The following is a 20,439-nucleotide window of genomic DNA, read 5'->3' as shown; positions in this document are numbered from 1 at the left end:
TTTGATAGATTAAGTCTCAGCCATTTTCCTCTTCATAGGCCAACTTCATAAATCCCAACACCTCTTCGTTCAGATCGTCAACCTGTAACATCCTGAAATGATGGTTCACCTGGCTCTGCCCCGGCACGTGGCCTACCTTTTGGAAGCAGAGGTTATCCGCATACTCCTGCTTAAAAGGGAAAACTACGTGGATAAAATTCTTACCCAATTGCGTTACCCAGGCAATGCGTTTATTACTGTTGGAGATACCGATCATGGTTTTGGTCGCCTCCACATCGATCGGGCCTATCTCCTGAAACCGACTTATAAAATGATCGAACAGCATTAGTGTATGCTCGCTTTTGCCGGCGAGAAAAGGGGAGATGTCGTGGTTTTCTTGGGATGTCATATTGTGTTCAGTAAATATATCTATTGATCGGCTCAATTGCTAAATTAGCTACGTGGTCGATATATTTAAAAGATACGTGTTGGATCATGCCGAGGTGAGTGAAGATGAGTTCGCCATCCTTGAGTCGGCAAGTCATATTAGGAAGTTACGGAAACGCCAATATCTGCTGCAGGAGGGCGACGTTTGCCGCTATCACTGTTTCATTACCAAAGGATTGCTTCGCACATATTCGGTTGATGATAAGGGCAATGAGCATATCATCCGCTTTGCGATGGAGAACTGGTGGATCAGCGACCGCGAAAGTTTGGTCAATGGCACGCCGAGTAAATATAATATCGATGCTATCGAAGATGCTGAAGTATTGCTATTTGCCAAGGCGGATATGAATATGCTGATGGATAAACTCCCGGTCTTTAAAAAGATGATCAGCGATATCCTCGATAAAAGTTTTATCACCTCACAAAACCGCATTAACGAAGTGATCAGCAGCACGGCCGAAGAAAAGTACCACAACTTTGTGCAACGTTACCCGCAATTCGCCTTGCGTGCGCCGCAAGCCATGATCGCCTCGTACCTCGGCATCAAGCCTGAAACCTTGAGCCGGCTGCGTAACAAACGCTGAGGCGCTTGACATTTGTCAATTGTTTTCTTGACAAACCTCATCGTTCTGATGGGCCGGTATTAGGCAATTTTGCTTCATAACAAAAAAGCAAAATATCATGTCACGTAAATTAGAAAATAAAGTCGCCGTAATAACCGGCGCAACCAGCGGAATGGCTTTAGCAACCGCTAAATTATTTGTAGCAGAAGGCGCTTACGTATACATCACAGGCCGCAGGCAGGAGCAACTGGACGCTGCCGTAAAAGAGATCGGCAGTAACGTTACCGGTGTGCAGGGCGACGCAGGTAACCTGGAGGACCTTGACCGCCTGTTCGATATCGTTAAAAAAGAAAAAGGCCAAATAGATGTACTGTATGCAAGTGCCGGCGTCGGTCATTGGAACGTTGGTGTAGATACTATCACTCCCGATGAATACGACCGTGTATTCGATGTCAACGTAAAAGGCACCATCTTCACTGTGCAAAAAGCTTTACCCTTGTTGACCAACGGCGCATCGGTGATCATGACCGGCTCTATTGCTACGGTAAAAGGTCTGCCGGGCATGGGTGTCTACAGCGCAAGTAAAGCCGCTCTCCGTTCCTTCGCCCGCACCTGGACACTGGAATTACAACCACGCAAGATCCGTGTGAACGTGATCAGCCCGGGTTCCATTGATACCGCCACTTTCGACGGTGTACCACAAGAGACCAGGGATGTATTTATCGAAAAGATCCCAATGGGCCGCTTCGGTTCGTCAGAAGAGATCGCATCGACCGCTTTGTTCCTTGCTTCTTCGGATTCCAGCTATATCACCGGTGTAGAGTTGTTTGTGGATGGTGGTTTGGCGCAGGTGTAAATCACACCTTGCAATCTAACCGTTATTGTGAGGGGCTTCTTCAAATGGAGAGGCCCCTTTATTTTGATACCTCATTGAGCAACATCAAAGTGTACTTGCTTTTGCCGGATAGAAATTTGGATGAATGGAGTTCTTCGCCGGGTGCCAAAGTAATCATCAGCTAGTAATTAGACAGGCCTTTAAAAAACTGGATACCGCCGAAAACTATAGCACCCCAAAAAATAAAGCCTACATCCGCTATGGTGAGCACTGTGCCGCCAACGCACCAAAGAGCGCCATATATCATATCTTTTTGGGCTTGTTCGCGAAATGCGGCGTATAACCTGTCGTTATGATCGTTAATGGCCTGTTGGTCTTCGGCTGATGTGTCGAAAGTTTCAGCTTCGATAGGGGCGGTAGCGGTAGCCGGGGTTAGGGCATCTGCCGGTTCAAGGTTTTGGTCGTTTTGCATGTAATTATTTTAATTAACCTAAGTGCTATGAAAATAATAAGTTCGATCAACATTTGCAAGAGTCAATATGCATTCAACAAAAAAGCCTCTCCAAAATTGGAGAGGCTCATATCATATCAAAAAGACCTTTCAGCTTTCGCCTTTAACCTTTTAGCTTATTTCCGTATAACTATATGCTCGCTTTTACCGGCAAGGAAAGGGGAGATATCGTGGTTTTCTTGAGAGGTTATGTGTGTCATTGTGACCTTAAATATCCAAAGATGGGAATAATGTTAACAATACGAATAACACTATAAAAAGTGCTGCGAAAGTAATAGCACAGCCAATTATGCTGATCAATATCACACGACCCCAACCGTAATTGGTACCGCCGGAGGCCACGTGCTCGTTTATAAGGCCTTCTTGCAAGTATTTAACCAAACTGAACGCCGCCCAAGAGTACAGAAGTGGTACAAGATATTTTAGAGAGCCACGGTTGGTAGCGGCATCAGCAGGTAAGATCAGCACCACTCCGAATATGATAAAAGAAGCTATGATGGTATATAGCCATACCAGCCTTACTTTCTTAGCTTTACTAAATGCTTTATAGTTGTTGCTGATAAAATACCCGGCAGCTATAGGTCCTCCTAAAAACGTTCCGATCTGTATCATTTTAGGCGTGTAATATTTTTTCTCAGGTATAAGCGGAGAAATTTCAGTAGTATCTTCAGTCGTCATAAAGCTTAGTTTTGAACTAAGTTATAAAAGATCCGCATATCAACAAAAAAAGCCTCTCCATTTTGGAGAGGCTCATATTATCTCTAAAAGACCTTTCAGCTTTCGCCTTTAACCTTTCAGCTTATTTAGCCATCTGTGCACGGATGATATTCAACGCGCCACCGGCTTTGAACCACTCTATTTGCTGTGCATTGTAGGTGTGGTTAACCGGGAAGCTTTCGGTAGTGCCATCTGCGTGGTGCAATACAACGGTTAATTGTTTGCCCGGTGCAAAGGTGGTCAGACCGGTGATATCGATCGTGTCATCCTCCTGGATCTTGTCGTAATCGGCAGTGTCCGCAAAGGTGATACCCAACATGCCTTGTTTCTTCAGGTTGGTCTCGTGGATACGGGCGAAAGATTTCACCAAGATCGCGCGAACACCTAAGTGACGTGGCTCCATCGCCGCGTGCTCGCGAGATGAACCTTCGCCATAGTTCTCGTCACCAACAACGATAGAACCGATGCCATGGGCCTTATAATCACGCTGAGTGGCCGGTACCGGACCGTACTCACCTGTCAACGCGTTCTTCACGCTGTCGGCATTGTTGTTATAGTAGTTGATCGCACCGATCAGCATGTTGTTACTGATGTTATCCAGGTGACCACGGAATTTCAACCATGGGCCCGCCATCGAAATGTGGTCGGTAGTACATTTACCTTTAGCTTTGATCAGCAATTTCAGGCCGCTAATGTCGGTACCTTCCCAAGCTTTAAATGGATCAAGCAATTGTAAACGTGCCGAAGTAGGGCTAACGATAACCTGTACCGCGCTGCCATCCTCTGCCGGTGCCTGATAACCTGCATCTTCTACCGCGAAGCCTTTGATCGGCATTTCTATACCCAGTGGCTCGTCCAGTTTCACTTGTTCGCCTGCCTCGTTGGTCAGCGTATCAGTGATCGGGTTAAAAGTAAGGTCACCTGCAATAGCGAACGCCGTAACGATCTCCGGAGAGGCTACAAAAGCGTGCGTATTAGGGTTACCGTCCTGGCGTTTAGCAAAGTTCCGGTTGAATGAGGTGATGATAGAGTTTTTGCGGGTAGGATCATCTGTATGACGTGCCCATTGACCGATACACGGACCGCAAGCGTTAGCCAATACCACACCACCGATCTGCTCAAAAGTGTTCAGGTAACCGTCACGCTCTACAGTGTAACGTACCAATTCCGAACCCGGGGTTACCGTATATTCAGCTTTAGCTTTCAGGCCTTTATCAATAGCTTGTTTGGCGATAGACGCGGCGCGGGTGATATCCTCGTAAGACGAGTTGGTGCAAGAACCGATCAGGCCAACCTCTAATTTAACAGGCCAGTTGTTCTCTTTAACCGCGGTAGCAAATTTAGACAGTGGCCAAGCCAGGTCCGGAGTGAACGGACCGTTGATCTGCGGCTCCAACTCGCTCAGGTTAATTTCGATCACCTGATCAAAATATTGCTCAGGGTTAGCGTAAACCTCTGGGTCACCTGTTAAGTGCTCGGCAACAGCGTCAGCCAGTTCAGCTATGTCAGCACGCTCAGTACCTTTCAGGTAAATAGCGATCTTTTCGTCGTAACCAAATACTGAAGTAGTAGCACCGATCTCGGCACCCATGTTACAGATGGTACCTTTACCGGTAGCCGAAAGCGACTGCGCGCCTTCGCCAAAATATTCAACAATAGCGCCTGTACCACCTTTAACGGTAAGGATACCAGCCACTTTTAAGATAACGTCTTTTGCAGATGTCCAGCCCGATAATTTGCCGGTCAGTTTTACACCGATCAGCTTAGGGAATTTAAGCTCCCATGGCAAGCCGGCCATTACGTCGCAAGCGTCGGCACCGCCAACACCGATCGCGATCATGCCTAAACCACCCGCGTTAGGGGTGTGGCTATCGGTACCGATCATCATACCACCCGGGAAAGCGTAGTTCTCTAACACTACCTGGTGAATGATACCTGCACCTGCTTTCCAGAAACCGATACCATATTTATCCGATACTGATGCCAGGAAATCATAAACTTCTTTATTAATGTCAACTGCAGTATGCAAGTCCTCAACAGCGCCAATTTTGGCCTGTATCAAGTGATCGCAATGCACGGTTGATGGTACGGCCACCTGCGGGCGACCAGCTTGCATAAACTGCAACAGGGCCATCTGGGCGGTAGCATCCTGCATCGCCACGCGATCTGGTGCAAAGTCAACGTAGTCCACACCACGACCGAATGCTGTTTTAGCATCACCTTCGCTTAAGTGGGCATATAAAATTTTCTCGGTTAAAGTTAAGGGTTTGCCGGTAGCGGTACGTGCAGCCGCGGTGCGGGTTGCGTAACGGTCGTAAACCTTTTTGATCATATCTAAATCAAAAGCCATATCTTATTGATCTTTAGTGTAAAGAATAGCCGTGGACTGGTTTAAACTCACCACAGCCTTTAGTTGGCGAAGCTACAAAATTTGCAAAGTTTTTTTTAGCGGACGGCTGTGTAAATCTTATTTGGATATATTCTAAATAAGAGAGATGGAGAGGTAGGAGCTTGGTGTATTAGGAGTTGGGTTTTGTTATTAGAATTTTTCTACTTTAGTAAAACTAAATCAATAGTTATGCGAATGCTCGGCTTGATCTTTATTGCAATAATTTTGATGTCGTTGAAAGCGGGTGGCGACGCTATGAAACTCATCTGCCACCAGTGGGTTCAAGTTTCTGTTAAGCCTTATGGTTCGGCGGAAACACAGCCCCTTCCTAATGGCAGTCGCACCAAACTGTCTTTCATTCAAAACGGTGCTTTCGAGCGGATAGGATCCGCTAATTTTACAAAAGTAATATCATCAAAAGGCAAGTGGGTATTTAACTACGATCATACCAAGATCGGTTTCCAAATGCGAGGAACGAGAGGAGCGATAACGACCGATATCGAGATCATCAAACTGACAACCGACAGTTTGATCCTACGCCATGGCTCTTATTATCAAAAGGAGAATAAGCGGTCTAAGGTCTATGTGTATGATGATAGCTATTTTGTGAGGGGGCGGTAGGTTGGGGCTTTTTGCTTACATCATCTTTATTAGTTAAATTTGTTATTATGATACGGACAATACTGACATCAGAAACAAATAGCCTTACGCTCGAACTCCGCGATGATCTGGTGGGTAAAAGAATAGAAGTGCTTGCTTTCGAAATCGAGCAAACGGAAAAATCCGAGAGTATCTTAAATACTCATGATCATGCACGTGCAAATGAGATAAATAATGCGTTAGCTAAATACAGGGTAAATCTGTCAGGTTTTAAATTTGACAGGGACGAAGCTAACGACTATGAGTAATACCGCTATCGATACTAATGTATTGATCTATTTACATGATAGCGAGGCGGTCCCCCAAGCGAGATGTCGCCAATGGATTGGTAACGGTCGGTCCTCTTGTATCACCGCAGGTCATCAGCGAGTATTTGAATGTCTGCCACAAAAGGTTAAGAATGTCCAAGCAAAGTGCAATGGACGCGCTGATGGTTTGGTTGCCATATTGCCAATTAGCTAATTCAGAACTGAAAGCATACCGCTTGGCAGAAAGTCTGATCCGAAAATATCAATTTCAAATGTTCGATGCGATCATTGTTGCTTTTGCCTTAGAAGCAGGTTGTACTACGTTGTATTCCGAAGATATGCAACACGGTCTGCTGGTAGAGAAGCAGTTAAAGATCATCAACCCATTCATCTAACCAATGGGCGTTACCTACGGCCCGGGCTATCCGCTCATACGCCTGCAGGCATTACGCTCGGGGTCGGTATCCGCTACTATCCATAACGCAGGTGGGGTGGTTATTTCTTAGGAAGGGTTTTAAGAAGTTCTTTGGCTGGGACCAAACGTGACGTTCCGTCAATATTGCCTATTACCAAGCTCTCGTTATTAGCGGCAGCTTTTTCGGTCATCTGCCTAAGGCCGGCACTTAAAGTGTCAATGAATTTTTTAGCAAACTCATCGAACTCCATATGTTTGTTATTGATGGTCATTGCGTTGTTCATTTATTGTTACCCAAATATCGTTATTAAAAATTATTTCAGGCAAAGATTTTTTTTGCTGAGCAACTATTTTAGGTTGGTTTTCCATATTGTTAGTAACGATCCAGGCGTCACAAATAGGCATGTAAAGGTCAAATAAATTTTTGATGCCCCGATAATACCTTCGCTCTACAACGTCGTCCGGGATATGATGCCCACCTTTGCTAACTCTTATAGCTACTCTTTCCATTGCTTGTTCCGGGCTTCTTAACCAAAAATATAATAACGTAACATCGTAACCCATAGTCTTGGCTTTTTTGATAAAAGACACATAACTCTTGGTTGACAAAGTCGTTTCCAAAGCAAAATCTACGCCGTCAAGTAATAATTCGTTGATCCTGTCAAGCATGAGTCGACCCGCCGCTAAAGCTACGCTTTCGGGATTGAACGGAGATAGGCCGGCTGCGATGTTGTCTGCATTGACAAACTCTTTGCATTGAAACATTTGCGGCAAAACAATATAACTCGCGGTCGTCTTCCCCGCGCCATTGCAACCTGCTATGATGTATAAATTGGGCATAGCCTTATAAATTAGCTATCGCCAAGGTAACACAACATTTCCAAAAAGCTACATCCATTTAGCAATAAATATAGGTTTAAACTTGTATATACAAGAAGAAAAATTTTGTCCTTGTGATCGATCACGTTGTTTATCTTTGAGTTATAAACCACATATTTGTAAACCGATATATTTGATATCACCTACAATTACCACCATTAGTATGCAAAACAAGTACTCACCAAGATCTATCGCCCTGCAATTGCTTTTAGGGGCGGCCTGTATCCCGTTCGTTGCTTCGGCACAGGGCGGCAGGCAGGGGCAGAACAGACAAGCGCAAACCATTAACCTTACCGATCTTTCGGCGTTCAAGTCGCCGGGCGCAACCTGGTCGGTTGCCGCTTCGGTAACAGCCGATAGGGAGAAAGCCAACACCATCACCAAAAAGGATGGCAGTGGCATACTGGTCAATATCCCCGGTAAAGAACACGGGCAAGATCTGTTCACCAATATGGAGCATGGCGATATCGACCTAAGCTTCGATTTCATGATGCCTAAAGAATCAAACTCGGGCGTGTACCTGCAAGGCCGTTACGAGATACAGTTATTGGATAGCTGGGGTAAAAAAGCCCTAAGTCCTGGTGACCTTGGCGGCATCTACGAGCGTTGGGACGAAAACCGCCCCGCCGGCCGTTTCGGTTACGATGGTGTCGCACCGCGCTTGAATGTAAGCCGTGCACCCGGTCTGTGGCAAAATATGCGCATCGTTTTCCAGGCACCTAAATTTGAGGGTGGCAAGAAAGTGGCTAACGCGCGCATCATCCGCATCGCGTTGAACGGTGTGACCATTATCGAGAATGCCGAGATGCAAGGCCCTACCCGTGGTTCGGCATTTGCCGATGAGGCTGCTATGGGGCCGATCCGTATCCAGGGCGACCATGGCGCTGTTGCTTTTCGCAACATCCGTTACAGCAACAACGTAGCTGCCGCGCAAACCGACGGTACGCGCCAAGTATGGGATCAAAATGAGAAACCTGTCACCGTTGATGTACAAGGCGAACCGATGATCTTCCGCAGTTTTGTGGATATCCCGGGCAAGCGTGTTACTCATGCCGCTAACGTTGGTCTGCTAAATAATATCAGCTTTGGTTACGACCTGAGCAATGGCGGCCTGTTCCAGATCTGGAAAGGCGGCTTTTTAGATGCATCACCAATGTGGTTATCCCGTGGCGATGGTAACTCCCGTGCTTTGGGTAGCGTGATATCGTTAAATGACATGTCATCTATAGCAGTGTTAAGCGACGCTAACGTTTCATGGCCGGATACTTTGGCCAAAGGCGACTTCCAGCCGAAAGGTTACGACTTGGACGAAGCCGGTGTCCCTACTTTCAAAAGCATTTTCAAAGGACTCGCGATAAATGATAAACTGACCAGCGACGATGGCAAAAGCCTGCTGCGCACCATCAGCGTAGATGGCCCTGCATCAAAGGCCATTTACGTGCGTGCTGCAGCCGGTACTGATATTGCCGACTTGGGCAATGGGATGTACGCGGTGAACAATTTTACCTATTACGTGCAGATAGACAAGTCTCTGAAACCGGTGCTACGTAACGGTGCTAAAGGTCAGGAGCTGATCATCCCTTTAAAGAACACCGATAAGGGCACATCTGTACAGTATTCCATCATTTGGTAATTTATTAAGACATTGAAAATGAAAGCTATCATTAAAAATATATTATTGACCGCGGCCGTTGCTGCAAGCTTCGGGGTGTCGGGCACGTTCGCTCAAAATACGGCGGCAAAAAAGATACCGACCGAACAGGACTACTATCGCATCGTAACCCTGCCAACGCCCGAGGGTGTGGAATTAGAGGTTGGCGGTTTGGCCCTGATGCCTAATGGAGACCTTGGCGTGGCCACCCGTCGCGGTGATGTTTACATCATTCAAAACCCGTATCAACTGAACGGCGCTTTGCCGTACTATAAAAAATTCGCGAACGGCCTGCACGAGATATTGGGTCTGGCTTATCGCGATGGCTCTTTCTACTGCGTTCAGCGTGGAGAATTAACCAAACTGACCGACAAGAACCACGACGGCAAAGCCGACTCTTACGAAACAGTGTACGCCTGGCCGGTATCGGGTAACTACCACGAGTACTCTTACGGACCGGTAGTAATGCCGAACGGCAATATGATGGTGAACCTGAACGTAGGTTTCGACGGTGAGTGGTGGAGAGGCAAGAGCCTCGTACCATGGCGCGCGTGGACCCTGGAGATATCTCCTGACGGTACCATGCAACCATACGCCACCGGCTTACGCTCACCTGCCGGACAAGGCACGGTAGACGGCAAATACTTCTACGCCGAAAATCAGGGCGATTGGGTAGGTTCGGGCTACATTATGCAATTAGACAAAGGCGACTTTGCCATGCACCCCGCCGGCCTGCGCTGGGCAGCAGATCCATCATCGCCTGTGCGTGTCCGTACCGAAGATATCTACACCCGTGTAAACGCCCGTTTTAACGATCCGGAAGGTAAAATAGAGGACCGAGACCCTAACCGTCCGTACAAAACTTTAGCCGAGGTATCTGCCGAGGTTAAGGGTATGAAAGCGCCTGCCGTTTGGTTGCCGCACTCGGTAATGGGTACGTCTACATCGTCGCTGATCCAGATCCCTAATAACGATAGCTTTGGTCCGTTCGCGGGACAGGTATTGGTAGGTGATCAGGGCCAAAGCCGCTTGAACCGTGTGTTCTTAGAGCAGGTTAAAGGTCAGTCGCAAGGTGCTGCATTCACTTTCCGCGAGGGCTTCGAGTCGGGCGTTTTGCGTTTGGCCTGGGGTAATGATAATACGCTGTTCGTAGGTCAGACCAGTCGTGGTTGGGGATCTAAAGGTCAAAAGAACTTTGGTTTGGAGCGCGTAGTGTTCTCTAAACAAACCCCGTTCGAGATGAAAGCCGTACGCGCCATGGCCGACGGTTTCGAGATCGAGTTCACCCAGCCTGTCAATAAAAAGTCCGCCGCCGATCCTGATGCTTATGGCATCACCGGCTTCACTTACAAATACCACCCGGTATACGGCAGCAATACCATCCGCGAGAAAACGCATATCGTTAACGCCGCCATCGTATCCGAAGACGGCCTTAAAGTGCGCCTGGTGGCTGATAGCCTGCGTGAGAAATACGTGCACGAGATCAAACTGAGTGAGAAGATCGTATCGGCCAATGAGGCCAACGCGGTACTGCACCCGGTAGCTTACTACACATTGAACAACATCCCCGACGGTACTAAACTGAACGTACCTAAACGTAAGCCAACGCCTGCGCATAACATGGCCGGGATGGATCACGGCAATATGGATGGCATGCCTGCTAAGTCGACCGCTAAGGCGGCGCCTGTTGCCGGTGTGACCCTGAAAAAGAACCAGACCACTATGCCTGCCGGTTGGACCAAGGCTGACCAAAGCATCAACCTGAGCACCAAACCAGGCCTGAAGTACGACATTACCGAACTGACCGTAAAAGCAGGCAGCAAGATCAAGCTGACCTTCACCAATGGCGACGATATGCCGCACAACGTGGTATTCGTCCCTGCAGATCAGGGTAACGTGGTAGGGGAACTGGCTTTAAAGTTGGGCTTACAAGGCGTTAAGCTGAGTCATATCCCTAACTCGCCAAAGGTGTTATATAACACTACGCTGGTAGGTCCGGGGTCTAACCAGACCATCTACTTTGTAGCACCGACCAAACCGGGCACTTACGAGTACGTGTGTACCGTTCCGGGCCATTACTTAGTGATGAAGGGTAAACTGATCGTACAGTAACAGATCACAACTGGAAATATCAACGCACGGGCCGTCGGTTCGTGCGTTTTTGTTTGTTCGGTAAGCCGGGTCAATCTTTCGTGGCACTATCATTGACTATGTTAGCTAAACATTAAAACTATGGGATTATTAAGAACAGCCCTGATAGGCGCAGCAGTAGCCTACGGCATCAACCACATCACAAAGAAACGCGAGAACGGCACGTCGATATTAGACGACCTAAGAGAGCAGGCCCCCGGATGGGCTGAAAAAGCGAAGAACTATGCACAGCAGACCGTTGGGGATGTAAAAGCACAGGCAGCAGCCGCTACTGCTACCGACAATTATAACAATACACCACCGTACTAAATAGCAGATAACAAAAAATGCCGGACACATCGTCCGGCATTTTTTGTTTAATTATATTTTAAGTTGGCGGATACTAACCTTGATGCTCGTTAGTCAGTATATCGCCGTGTAGCAATGCATCACGATCGGTCTTAGCTTTTTTAGCTGTCTTTTTGACGTAATCAATCGCGCGTTCTTCGGCTTGCTCAACGTCCTTTTTGAACCTTTTGGTGAACTTGTCGATCTGCTCAGCCGCCTGTGCACGTACCGATGCACCTCTTTCGGTCAGGAACAAATAGGCCGCGGCACCAGCCACAACAGAACCTATCGCGATCGATACTATTAAACCGGTATTATCTCTTTTTTCGAATGGATTTCTCATAGCTGTATGTTTTATACAGATAGCAACACGCTATATCTCATTTGGTTTAGATTTTTTCGCGATGATTGAAAGAAATATTTGGGTTTTTAGTTGTTCTTTAAACCCAAATAATACTTATAAAGCAAGGCAAAACGATATCTTTTTTGGACGGTTTTATGATATCCAAATCGAACTATTCGGTCCACGATAATGCCATTTACTTTAAGCAATTCCACTAAATTCTCTTTGTTTCTATTTTCTAAGTCAGGATACTTTTCTATAATTAAATCGAGCAGTTGATAAAATTCTCGTTGTTGTAATTCTAACACTTTGAACTTACTATCCGCGTCGTCTTTAAGATATTTAAAGATATATATTAAATCTCCATTTCCTTTTTCTTTAGCTAAGTCTTGAAAATGTCGTTCTACGGCTTTTTCACGGGCTCTTCCATGAGAATAATAAAATTGTGGTAATATTGGCTCCTTGCGTTTATCCTCACTGATAGCCCATTTTACTGCTTCAGATATTAAATCAATAAAAGGTCTAAGGCTTATAGTCTCATTCGCATTTTTTAAATTTCTAAAGAACCAATCATAGCTTTCGCCAAAATGAGGAGTATTGTTTACATCAGCATATTTACCAAAGAACGTTGATGTCAAATGTCTTAATATGTAGTCGTCAGTCGGTGGTTGTTTTCCATGTAATTCAATAGTTCTTCTGATTTTGTTAATATGAAAAGATGGGTAGTGTCCATACTCTTTCATTAACGTGAAAAAATCTTCTTTCGAATGTGATAGAATGACTTTGAAAAAATATGCGAATAACTCTTCTCTGTCCCATTCAATCTTGATTGAGCGATTGTTTAATGCCTGTATATTGTTAACATTCGAAATTTTTTCAAACAAGTCACTCCTTAAAAATAGTTTAGGATAAATCCTTGAGTAACTAAATTTTTTACACAAATTAATAAGCGGAGCAACTCTTTCAGACCACCTGTGTGGTCTCACAACATGATCAAGTTCGTCAAAAATGATGATGATATGTTTATCTCCCTTTGATTTCAGTAATGCGTCAATTTTATCAAGGTCGCGCTCGATTTCAATCATTGATAAATCATCGATTATTATATCGTGGAAACGAACTGTCGTTTCTGTATTATCAGCAATTTGAAAATTTGAAACATTTGATTTATAATTTATTTCAGATTTTAATTCAGTTAATAAAACATTCCAAATATAAACTTGCCAAAATCTTTCATAATATTTTTCAACAGAAAATACTTCTCTCCCGTCAAATTTAGTAGTATCTATGAAATAGTTACCTTTGAAAATTAACTGAATAAATTGATAATCTATATTAGTTTTATTTGCGCGAAGCTTAAGTTCATTAACGATGTTCTCTTGCCTTAAAGACCGATATATATAAGTTTTTCCAGTGCCTTTGTTCCCAAGCACTATGAATTTATCGAGGTTAAATATGTCGAGCATACATTTACGATAGAAATATCGACCCTCTTTATATTCTTTATCAAAGTCTTTGATGTCCTCTGCGTATAGTTCGGGCATCTTATCTTGTAAAGTTAAAAGAACTCTTTTTTTGATTTCTAAAATTTCGTCTGTTGTTTCGGGCTGATTTTCAATAATATCTGTTTTACCCTGCGTGAATTCTTCGATATCTACAACATCATCTGAAAGTTCTGGATAACTTTTGTCTTCTGGAAGAGATGGGTCTAGTGATTGATCCGTAGATTTAAAAACAACTTCTGGAGTTGCGCTATGATCTTCTAATAATGAGTTGATTTTTTCAAATAAATCGACGTAATCGGAAAATGTTTTAGATTCGATAAAATCAACAAAGTCAAGTTTGTCATCGTCGCGAGTTCCCAGTGATTCTAATATTTCATGACGAGTCACAGGATACATTTCTATATTTACCAAATCAGAATTGATTGTTTGTTCATCGTTTTTTGGCTGGTATAGGTGAGCTACGGATGTGATATAATTTTCTACGTCTTCTTTGAATAGCTTAAACCATCTCCGTTTATTAGAGGCTGGTATTATCGAATTTACAATCAGCCCAGAAATTTGATTTCTTTTTAAAATTGAGTCAATGAAAAAGTGTATCCCAGGCAAAGTTTGGACATTACTACCAAAAAAACCGATTACTATATTAGATAATTGAAAAGCTGTGAGTCCAAAAATGTCATTGAACCCAGTCCTTGAATCCAACAATATTATATCCGGATGCAATTCTTTATCTATAGCACTTATCAAATCTTTAAACCGTTCGATTATTCGCGTCTTTTCGGAGAAATCAATTCTGCCTAAGCCCTGAAGATAATGAACTCTGTCATTTATTTCATTTTGATTGACTTGAACATCATTTAGATTTCCAGATGGCATTACATAAATTTCACCCTGACCGCTAAACTCTTTAGACGCTTCCCACAAATAATTTCTAATGTTTAGGTCTTCTTGGCAAAATTCCTTATCGAGAAAATACTCAATAACTCCGTTATTATAAAACGGAACACCTGGGTCATTTAAAAAGAAATTTGTGAATCCAGGAGCTTCAAAGTCACAGTCTATGACAACAATTTTTTTTGAATAATGTATAGCCAAATAGGATGCGCATGCCGCCAAGGTTGTGGATCTTCCTACCCCACCTTTGTAACTGTAAAATGTTGCAATAGGAAATTTGAAGTCATTACTGTTGGGAAGCTCGGCTATTTCTTCGTCTAATAAATTTACCAATCTTCTGTTGGAATCTATGATATTGATTTTATGTTGACTTTTGAAATATAACTGATGTAAAAAATTATCTATATCATCATCTTCGAAAAACTCAAATTCTATATTCGGATTATCAAACTTTTCATTTAATAGGCCTGAAATGTTATCATTAGAGACGATATATGTAGTTACTGTATTATTAGATTTTAAATAAATCCTATAGTCAGTTATTTGTGAATGCTCAACCAATGATTGAAGTTCTTCACTGAGTTTGCTTATTTCTTTATATATATTAATCATTTAAAATCTTCTGAATATTGTCTCTAAAAGAATGTTAAGTTGCTCCAAGTATTTAGTTAGAAGTTCCTCTGTCAAATCTCGCTCTTTTATTTTTTCGGTCGCTGAATACCTATAATCTGTACTCCAATTATTAAATAGCAAATTTAGCTTATCAAATTGTGATTTATTGTTTATGAACGGAATTGAATTTAAGTCTCCGTTTACCCCCATGATGAATTTAATTTTTACATCGAATCGATGTGTTTTAAATCCGTCAGTCGCATAAGCTTTGCAATTTTCAACGGGGCCTTGGTGTTTTATGTGACTGAAATACGCATAGCTTAGGCAGGTTTCTACGACATATCCACTTAGATAATAAACATTTAATAAAATTGCGGTTTTATTTTCTTGTTTAAGTATTGTGGATTTATCAATTAGTTGTTGACATGTCAGCAAATGCCTTACGGCAGATCTTTTGTATTCTCTAAAATCCATTAGCGACGGTTCGGGTTAATTTATTGTGAAAAGCTAATTTAGCCATTTATTTGGTGACAAAAGACTTTTTTATTATCCAAACAAAAACGGCCGAAGCATCCGCCCCGGCCGTCCCAATATCAAAGTGTAATAAGTTTACTTCTCCGCCAACTCCGACGCAGCAGCAGTATCCAAAAACCAAACCACATCAACGTCCATGCGGATCATCTGGGCCGGGATTGTTTTTTTCCTTGCGATGAGAAGATGTCTTTCATAGCATTATTTTAGCATCGACACCCTATCTTTAACGCTAAACTATCACCATGAACACCACCACCCTGAAATACCTCACCGCCGTACTTATCTGGCTTATCCCCATCATCAGCATCGCGCAAACCCCACTTGCCGATACCGACCGCAAGCAGTTGGATGCCACGTTCGCGTGGTTCAGCAAAAATCGATTTTATGGTACCGATGCTAACTTTAAAGCAAGATGGGAGCGAAGCAAAGTGTTGGATAAATACGGTTTTCAATTAAGCGATACTATTTGGAATGCCTATCGTAGCGCCTGGATAAAAGATCCGCCCAAAGTGGATGAATTGGAACAGGGCAACGGCATTCTTTATTACCTCCGAAAAGCGATAGATAAGACCGTAGCCGACATCCGATCCACCAAGGTGAAAAAAGGTGCGGTGATCTGGAAACTTTACAACATGGGCTACGTGGTCAAAACCAAAGATGTGTGCTTCGGCATGGACCTGAACCAACCCGGCGCAGAAAAATTGGTGGACGTGTTAGATTTTGTGACCGTATCCCACATCCACGGCGACCATAACTATACCGCTCTTCTGGATGCCATGATCGCCGCCGGGAAGCCGGTATACACGCCATTCTATAAAAAAGGGGTAATGATCACCAGCCCTCAGGAGTACACCCACGGGGAAGTTAAATTAAGGTTGACCATGAACCGTCAGGCCGACGTGCCATGTATCGTTGTTCAGGCTGATCTTGGTTCGTCGGCAAGGAATTATACCATTTACCATATCGGCGACTCCCGTACGTTGGAGGACCTGAACCCCGGTAGGCATATCAACCTGTTTATCCTGCATATCGAGAATGCGATCGATGTGTTCAATTCTGTATCACGAGTTAAGCCTGATGTAACCATCTATGACCACATAATGGAGTTGGGTCATCATGTAAATAAATGGCGCTGGAGTTATCAATACACTTACCATAAGATCAAAGGTCTGTCGCCGGCTAAGTGTGTAGTGTTGACCTGGGGGGAACGGATGGAGGTGGGTAAGTAAATTAATGTGACCGCAAACATGAGTATCGAATAAAGGGCATATCCTTAGGACATCTATGACGGGCGATGGTTGTGCCGATCATGATACTTGTCCCATTCATCCATACAAAGGGCCTATTCGCCGATACCTCGGTGTAATGGCAGCATTATTGATATAGTCGGCCACAGTTACTAAAACATCCAAACTATGAAAAAATTGATCCTATTAGCCGCTGCTATCGTAACCCTTAGTATCGGCGCTTGTAAGAAAGGCCCGAAAGACCCTGAACCGGGCAAAGCGAGAGTTTCTGTTAGAATGACCGACGCGCCGGGTGCCTATGATGCTGTTATCCTCAGCGTAAAAAATGTAATAGTTGTAACCTCTAACGGCGAGTACACTATGCCGGTTAACGGCACACCTATCGATATTTTGAGATTTAGATCAGGTAAAGATACTTTATTGGCCGCTGCAGATATCCCAGTAGGCCGTATCCAACAAGTAAGATTGGTATTGAATGACACCGGCAACCGCGTGATCATTGACGGCAGATCATACGATCTGACCACCCCAAGCGGACAAACATCAGGTGTAAAGCTGAAAGTGAACGACGAGTTGACCGCAGGGATCGCTTACACGCTGAAGTTAGATTTCGACGCCGCAGCATCTATTGTAACTACCGGTAGTGGTAAATACATCCTGAAGCCCGTGATCCGTGCCTATACCGATGCGGTTTCAGGTTCTATCAGCGGCACGGTCAGTCCGGCTGCCTCATTCCCCAAAGTTTATGCCATTTCAGGTATTGACACCGTGGGAACCATTGCCGACGTAAGCGGAAGGTTCTATTTTCCGGGTATGCCAGCAGGCACTTATACCGTAAGGTTTGAGCCTTTAGCGCCGTACGCAATTAAAACAGTAACTAATGTGGCAGTAACCAATGGCGTTACTAAAGACATGGGTATAGTGACCATGCAATAACCGTTTCAAGGTCTTACCAAAGCGGCCGCACAATAGTCGGCCGCTTTGAATGTATATTACATACTACTCAATTGTCAGTTTCTCTTTACCAAACCCCCAGTTGATCCCGAAAACGGATATCAGTTTATTAGGCCCGGCAAAGTCTTGTCCGAAAGCGCCGTTGACGAATAAATTATCCATCAACTTGACGTTGATCACACCTACCGTACGGGTCGACTGGTCGGTAACGCCGTAACCATTACGGCGAAGGGATTCGACACCGATCGAAAGTTGATTCAACTCGAACGCTATTTTTCCGCCAACGTCATAGTTGTCGCCATAACCGATAGCGCCTGCATCGTTCTTTTGATAATTATCGGCCAGGTAACGGAACGAGCTGCTGATGCTGATGTAGTTCTTATTGTCATCCGCTTTAGAGAAGGGAATATGGAAGGTGGCCGACGACCAGGCGCCTGAACGGCCGGTCTTTACGGTGTTATCGTCGATACCATAGGCCGCATACGCGCCGGCTAAGTCAAGTGTAAAAACGGGTTTTTGTTCCATCAGTTGGCTAACTTCCTTCAATAAGGCTCTCGAACCTTCGTCTTTAAATTTGGCCAGTTGCGCGCGTCTCTCTTCCGTGGTCGCGTCCGGGTTGTCTGCCATCCATGTAATGATCTGCTGGTTGGCGTTAAAACCCGCTAAAGCAGCGGTGTGCCAAGCGCTGAGTTTGTCGTTAAGCGCTGTTGCGTAGCCCTTTTTATGCGCTTTGATAAGGGTTGTGCGGATGCCAACAGAGAACGTTTTTTGAGTAGTTGTGGCGGCATCTGGTATGAGGTCTTTGTTAATGAACGCTACCGATAGACTGGTGAATTTTAACCCTGACCATATATTTTCGCTATTGTAAGCGGCAGATCCGTGCGTTTGGCGTAAGCCTGCAAATTGGTATATGCTTCTGCCATCAGGTTTTACCCACCAATAGGGGGCAACTTCGGCCGAAAAGTTATTTGGGAACAAACTGCCGGCTTGTTGCGCCGATTGCGCCACACCCAACACAAAAGATTTGGGCGTGTTTGGGTTTTGTACCAGAGTGGGTGCTATATCGGTGATCACAAACGCGGGCGAGGATGGTACCGCCAGATCTTTTAATGTAAGTTCTTCTTTTTTAGTTTGCGCTGCCGCTATACCTGATATCAGCAACAGGGCGATGGTAAAGTACTTTTTCATTTTGGGTCTACAAGAAAGTTAATAAAAACGTTCGGGTCGATAAAGTCGATACTTGCGGCTGCGAAACGCTTCTTGCCTTCCTCGCCATGTTCAAGCGTGTAAGCGGCGGTAACATTGTCTGCTATCCTTTTGCGCTCTTCTTCACTGTGGTGATCCGGGATGGAAACCTGGGTAAATACCTGCAGGCGTTTGCCTTTTAAGGTGGTGTGGTCGCCGATCAGCTCTCCGTGTATGTCGCCGGTGGCATCTTGCGATGTGGACAGGACAGTAAATTTGCCGCCGGACGGTATGGTCAATAAGCGTACCTCGGTAGCGGCCGGAGCATCGGCGCTGATGTTAACTGTGATCTTGATGCGATCGGTGCTGCTCCCGATCTTATAGGTTGGTGGCATGCGAAATTGGTTTTAAGTGTTCACTAATATAGCAAAAAGGAGTAGCTTGCTTAATGTTAATACACGGTATTTTTAGGGTGAAAACACCTGATGGTCAGTGAAATGCAAAACGGCCGAAGCATCCGCCCCGGCCGTCCCAATATCAAAGTGTAATAAGCTTACTTCTCCGCCAACTCCGACGCAGCAGCGGTATCTAAAAACCAAACCACATCACCGTCCCTACGGATCAGTTGGGCCGGGAATTCAGGAATGTCCTGTGCATCTTCCAGTACGTGGCGTACAGCTAAGGCCTTACCCTGACCGTAAACCAGGAACGCGATATGCTTAGCCAGGTTGATCAATGGGGCGGTCATGGTAATGCGGAATACCTGTTGGTCTTCCAGGTAAACTTCTTTTACCGATGCGGTACGATCCTCTAACACGGCAGTGTAAGGGAATAACGAGGCGGTATGCGAGTTATCACCCAAGCCTAACAGCACCAAGTCAAATATCTGTTCTTCGCCTTTAAAATAATTCAGTATCGCGATGGTATATTCTTTAGCTGCGCCATCCGGGCCTGATGAGGTATTCACTGCAAAGATGTTCTCGTGGGGGATATTCAACGGGTCGAACAAGGCGGTCTTCACCATCAGGTAATTGCTGTCCTTATCATCCTGCGGAACGTTACGTTCGTCGCCGAAGAAGAAGTCGACCTTGGTCCAGTCGATCATATCTTTATACTCGGCCGATGCCAGCAGTTCGTACAGTTTTTTAGGAGATGATCCGCCCGATAGGGAGACCGAAAAACGGCCTTTAGCTTCGATAGCTTCGGTTCCCACCTGCATAAAGTAGTTGGCCAATTGTGTCAACACCTCGGCTTCGGTGTTAGAGATATTTAGTTTTACTGACATATCTTATTTCATTAAGATGCCCGCCGTTGGGCGGGCATCAGGGTTTGTAATATTTTACCAGATCGTCATGCCGAACTTATTTCGGGACCTCATCCTAAGGTCAAGCTA

22 protein-coding genes are annotated in these 20,439 nt (G+C 44.8%); 10 read left to right on the top strand and 12 right to left on the bottom strand.

Features of this window, described 5'->3' with window-relative positions; genetic code table 11:
* Positions 1 to 16 precede the first annotated feature (16 nt).
* Positions 17 to 388 carry a DUF5655 domain-containing protein gene (locus IRJ16_RS08570; RefSeq protein WP_194111143.1) on the bottom strand — a complete coding sequence of 124 codons (372 nt, stop codon included), beginning with the start codon at positions 386 to 388 and terminating at the stop codon, positions 17 to 19.
* Positions 389 to 440: 52 nt separating this feature from the next.
* Between IRJ16_RS08570 and IRJ16_RS08565 the strand changes: the two genes are divergently transcribed.
* Positions 441 to 1,010 (top strand): Crp/Fnr family transcriptional regulator, encoded by a 570-nt coding sequence (locus IRJ16_RS08565; RefSeq protein WP_194111142.1) that lies wholly within the window; start codon positions 441 to 443, stop codon positions 1,008 to 1,010.
* Between the two features lie 97 nt (positions 1,011 to 1,107).
* Positions 1,108 to 1,845: an SDR family NAD(P)-dependent oxidoreductase gene (locus tag IRJ16_RS08560; protein WP_194111141.1), complete on the top strand. Its 738-nt coding sequence runs from the start codon at positions 1,108 to 1,110 to the stop codon at positions 1,843 to 1,845.
* Between the two features lie 160 nt (positions 1,846 to 2,005).
* Here IRJ16_RS08560 and IRJ16_RS08555 read toward each other — a convergent pair whose 3' ends face one another.
* The 3 genes from IRJ16_RS08555 to IRJ16_RS08545 form a co-directional block, all read right to left on the bottom strand.
* Complete coding sequence (locus IRJ16_RS08555) at positions 2,006 to 2,296, bottom strand: hypothetical protein (protein ID WP_194111140.1); 291 nt, start codon at positions 2,294 to 2,296, stop codon at positions 2,006 to 2,008.
* Between the two features lie 246 nt (positions 2,297 to 2,542).
* The gene (locus IRJ16_RS08550) at positions 2,543 to 3,013 is read right to left on the bottom strand and encodes a hypothetical protein (protein WP_194111139.1); all 471 of its coding nucleotides are present in this window, start codon (positions 3,011 to 3,013) and stop codon (positions 2,543 to 2,545) included.
* A 121-nt stretch (positions 3,014 to 3,134) separates the two neighbouring features.
* Complete coding sequence (locus IRJ16_RS08545; RefSeq protein WP_194111138.1) at positions 3,135 to 5,402, bottom strand: aconitate hydratase; 2,268 nt, start codon at positions 5,400 to 5,402, stop codon at positions 3,135 to 3,137.
* 228 nt (positions 5,403 to 5,630) lie between these two features.
* Between IRJ16_RS08545 and IRJ16_RS08540 the strand changes: the two genes are divergently transcribed.
* The 3 genes from IRJ16_RS08540 to IRJ16_RS08530 are packed head-to-tail and all read left to right on the top strand — an operon-like array spanning position 5,631 to position 6,744.
* Complete coding sequence (locus IRJ16_RS08540) at positions 5,631 to 6,062, top strand: hypothetical protein (protein ID WP_194111137.1); 432 nt, start codon at positions 5,631 to 5,633, stop codon at positions 6,060 to 6,062.
* Between the two features lie 47 nt (positions 6,063 to 6,109).
* Positions 6,110 to 6,349, top strand: a complete 240-nt coding sequence (locus tag IRJ16_RS08535) for a hypothetical protein (protein WP_194111136.1) — start codon at positions 6,110 to 6,112, stop codon at positions 6,347 to 6,349.
* 35 nt (positions 6,350 to 6,384) lie between these two features.
* The gene (locus IRJ16_RS08530; RefSeq protein WP_194111135.1) at positions 6,385 to 6,744 is read left to right on the top strand and encodes a PIN domain-containing protein; all 360 of its coding nucleotides are present in this window, start codon (positions 6,385 to 6,387) and stop codon (positions 6,742 to 6,744) included.
* 100 nt (positions 6,745 to 6,844) lie between these two features.
* On the opposite strand, the gene IRJ16_RS08525 is transcribed toward IRJ16_RS08530, so the two are convergent.
* Together IRJ16_RS08525 and IRJ16_RS08520 are read right to left on the bottom strand one after the other, a co-directional pair.
* Positions 6,845 to 7,036, bottom strand: a complete 192-nt coding sequence (locus IRJ16_RS08525) for a hypothetical protein (RefSeq protein ID WP_194111134.1) — start codon at positions 7,034 to 7,036, stop codon at positions 6,845 to 6,847.
* The gene (locus IRJ16_RS08520) at positions 7,023 to 7,604 is read right to left on the bottom strand and encodes a zeta toxin family protein (RefSeq protein ID WP_194111133.1); all 582 of its coding nucleotides are present in this window, start codon (positions 7,602 to 7,604) and stop codon (positions 7,023 to 7,025) included. Before IRJ16_RS08520 ends, IRJ16_RS08525 begins: the two co-directional genes overlap by 14 nt.
* Positions 7,605 to 7,806: 202 nt before the next feature.
* Here IRJ16_RS08520 and IRJ16_RS08515 point away from each other — a divergent pair, with 202 nt between their 5' ends.
* The 3 genes from IRJ16_RS08515 (at position 7,807) to IRJ16_RS08505 (ending at position 11,754) form a co-directional block, all read left to right on the top strand.
* Entirely contained in the window at positions 7,807 to 9,276 is a 1,470-nt protein-coding gene (locus tag IRJ16_RS08515; RefSeq protein ID WP_194111132.1) for a 3-keto-disaccharide hydrolase, read from the top strand.
* An 18-nt stretch (positions 9,277 to 9,294) separates the two neighbouring features.
* Positions 9,295 to 11,406 carry a plastocyanin/azurin family copper-binding protein gene (locus tag IRJ16_RS08510; protein WP_194111131.1) on the top strand — a complete coding sequence of 704 codons (2,112 nt, stop codon included), beginning with the start codon at positions 9,295 to 9,297 and terminating at the stop codon, positions 11,404 to 11,406.
* A 120-nt stretch (positions 11,407 to 11,526) separates the two neighbouring features.
* Positions 11,527 to 11,754, top strand: coding sequence for a YtxH domain-containing protein (locus IRJ16_RS08505; protein ID WP_194111130.1), 228 nt, complete (start codon positions 11,527 to 11,529; stop codon positions 11,752 to 11,754).
* Between the two features lie 73 nt (positions 11,755 to 11,827).
* Here IRJ16_RS08505 and IRJ16_RS08500 read toward each other — a convergent pair whose 3' ends face one another.
* The 3 genes from IRJ16_RS08500 to IRJ16_RS08490 form a co-directional block, all read right to left on the bottom strand.
* Positions 11,828 to 12,115: a YtxH domain-containing protein gene (locus IRJ16_RS08500; RefSeq protein ID WP_194111129.1), complete on the bottom strand. Its 288-nt coding sequence runs from the start codon at positions 12,113 to 12,115 to the stop codon at positions 11,828 to 11,830.
* Positions 12,116 to 12,201: 86 nt separating this feature from the next.
* Positions 12,202 to 15,126, bottom strand: coding sequence for a ParA family protein (locus IRJ16_RS08495; RefSeq protein ID WP_194111128.1), 2,925 nt, complete (start codon positions 15,124 to 15,126; stop codon positions 12,202 to 12,204).
* On the bottom strand, positions 15,127 to 15,600 hold the full coding sequence (locus IRJ16_RS08490; RefSeq protein ID WP_194111127.1) for a hypothetical protein: 474 nt from the start codon (positions 15,598 to 15,600) through the stop codon (positions 15,127 to 15,129).
* Positions 15,601 to 15,902: 302 nt separating this feature from the next.
* On the opposite strand from IRJ16_RS08490, the gene IRJ16_RS08485 reads away from it, so the two are divergent.
* Entirely contained in the window at positions 15,903 to 16,889 is a 987-nt protein-coding gene (locus IRJ16_RS08485) for an MBL fold metallo-hydrolase (RefSeq protein ID WP_194111126.1), read from the top strand.
* A gap of 186 nt (positions 16,890 to 17,075) precedes the next feature.
* On the top strand, positions 17,076 to 17,843 hold the full coding sequence (locus IRJ16_RS08480) for a DUF4382 domain-containing protein (RefSeq protein ID WP_194111125.1): 768 nt from the start codon (positions 17,076 to 17,078) through the stop codon (positions 17,841 to 17,843).
* A 63-nt stretch (positions 17,844 to 17,906) separates the two neighbouring features.
* Here the strand turns inward: IRJ16_RS08480 and IRJ16_RS08475 are convergent, their stop codons facing one another.
* The 3 genes from IRJ16_RS08475 to pgl form a co-directional block, all read right to left on the bottom strand.
* Positions 17,907 to 19,049, bottom strand: coding sequence for a hypothetical protein (locus IRJ16_RS08475; RefSeq protein ID WP_194111124.1), 1,143 nt, complete (start codon positions 19,047 to 19,049; stop codon positions 17,907 to 17,909).
* The gene (locus IRJ16_RS08470; protein WP_194111123.1) at positions 19,046 to 19,441 is read right to left on the bottom strand and encodes a hypothetical protein; all 396 of its coding nucleotides are present in this window, start codon (positions 19,439 to 19,441) and stop codon (positions 19,046 to 19,048) included. Before IRJ16_RS08470 ends, IRJ16_RS08475 begins: the two co-directional genes overlap by 4 nt.
* 158 nt (positions 19,442 to 19,599) lie before the next feature.
* On the bottom strand, positions 19,600 to 20,331 hold the full coding sequence (gene pgl, locus IRJ16_RS08465; RefSeq protein ID WP_194111122.1) for a 6-phosphogluconolactonase: 732 nt from the start codon (positions 20,329 to 20,331) through the stop codon (positions 19,600 to 19,602).
* Between the last annotated feature and the right edge of the window lie 108 nt (positions 20,332 to 20,439).

Origin of the sequence: Mucilaginibacter myungsuensis, assembly GCF_015222005.1 — a bacterium.
Lineage (GTDB): Bacteria > Bacteroidota > Bacteroidia > Sphingobacteriales > Sphingobacteriaceae > Mucilaginibacter > Mucilaginibacter myungsuensis.
Note: the sequence above shows the minus strand (reverse complement) of the source record. Positions and strands in the feature narration are given on the sequence as shown.

Coding starts and splice junctions, on each gene's coding strand:
- IRJ16_RS08545 (WP_194111138.1), bottom strand. CDS start 5,402: ATGGCTTTTGATTTAGATATGATCAAAAAGGTTTACGACCGTTACGCA.
- IRJ16_RS08480 (WP_194111125.1), top strand. CDS start 17,076: ATGAAAAAATTGATCCTATTAGCCGCTGCTATCGTAACCCTTAGTATC.
- IRJ16_RS08515 (WP_194111132.1), top strand. CDS start 7,807: ATGCAAAACAAGTACTCACCAAGATCTATCGCCCTGCAATTGCTTTTA.
- IRJ16_RS08470 (WP_194111123.1), bottom strand. CDS start 19,441: ATGCCACCAACCTATAAGATCGGGAGCAGCACCGATCGCATCAAGATC.
- IRJ16_RS08540 (WP_194111137.1), top strand. CDS start 5,631: ATGCGAATGCTCGGCTTGATCTTTATTGCAATAATTTTGATGTCGTTG.
- IRJ16_RS08570 (WP_194111143.1), bottom strand. CDS start 388: ATGACATCCCAAGAAAACCACGACATCTCCCCTTTTCTCGCCGGCAAA.
- pgl (WP_194111122.1), bottom strand. CDS start 20,331: ATGTCAGTAAAACTAAATATCTCTAACACCGAAGCCGAGGTGTTGACA.
- IRJ16_RS08475 (WP_194111124.1), bottom strand. CDS start 19,049: ATGAAAAAGTACTTTACCATCGCCCTGTTGCTGATATCAGGTATAGCG.
- IRJ16_RS08525 (WP_194111134.1), bottom strand. CDS start 7,036: ATGACCATCAATAACAAACATATGGAGTTCGATGAGTTTGCTAAAAAA.
- IRJ16_RS08560 (WP_194111141.1), top strand. CDS start 1,108: ATGTCACGTAAATTAGAAAATAAAGTCGCCGTAATAACCGGCGCAACC.
- IRJ16_RS08490 (WP_194111127.1), bottom strand. CDS start 15,600: ATGGATTTTAGAGAATACAAAAGATCTGCCGTAAGGCATTTGCTGACA.
- IRJ16_RS08555 (WP_194111140.1), bottom strand. CDS start 2,296: ATGCAAAACGACCAAAACCTTGAACCGGCAGATGCCCTAACCCCGGCT.
- IRJ16_RS08550 (WP_194111139.1), bottom strand. CDS start 3,013: ATGACGACTGAAGATACTACTGAAATTTCTCCGCTTATACCTGAGAAA.
- IRJ16_RS08500 (WP_194111129.1), bottom strand. CDS start 12,115: ATGAGAAATCCATTCGAAAAAAGAGATAATACCGGTTTAATAGTATCG.
- IRJ16_RS08485 (WP_194111126.1), top strand. CDS start 15,903: ATGAACACCACCACCCTGAAATACCTCACCGCCGTACTTATCTGGCTT.
- IRJ16_RS08495 (WP_194111128.1), bottom strand. CDS start 15,126: ATGATTAATATATATAAAGAAATAAGCAAACTCAGTGAAGAACTTCAA.
- IRJ16_RS08505 (WP_194111130.1), top strand. CDS start 11,527: ATGGGATTATTAAGAACAGCCCTGATAGGCGCAGCAGTAGCCTACGGC.
- IRJ16_RS08510 (WP_194111131.1), top strand. CDS start 9,295: ATGAAAGCTATCATTAAAAATATATTATTGACCGCGGCCGTTGCTGCA.
- IRJ16_RS08535 (WP_194111136.1), top strand. CDS start 6,110: ATGATACGGACAATACTGACATCAGAAACAAATAGCCTTACGCTCGAA.
- IRJ16_RS08530 (WP_194111135.1), top strand. CDS start 6,385: ATGATAGCGAGGCGGTCCCCCAAGCGAGATGTCGCCAATGGATTGGTA.
- IRJ16_RS08520 (WP_194111133.1), bottom strand. CDS start 7,604: ATGCCCAATTTATACATCATAGCAGGTTGCAATGGCGCGGGGAAGACG.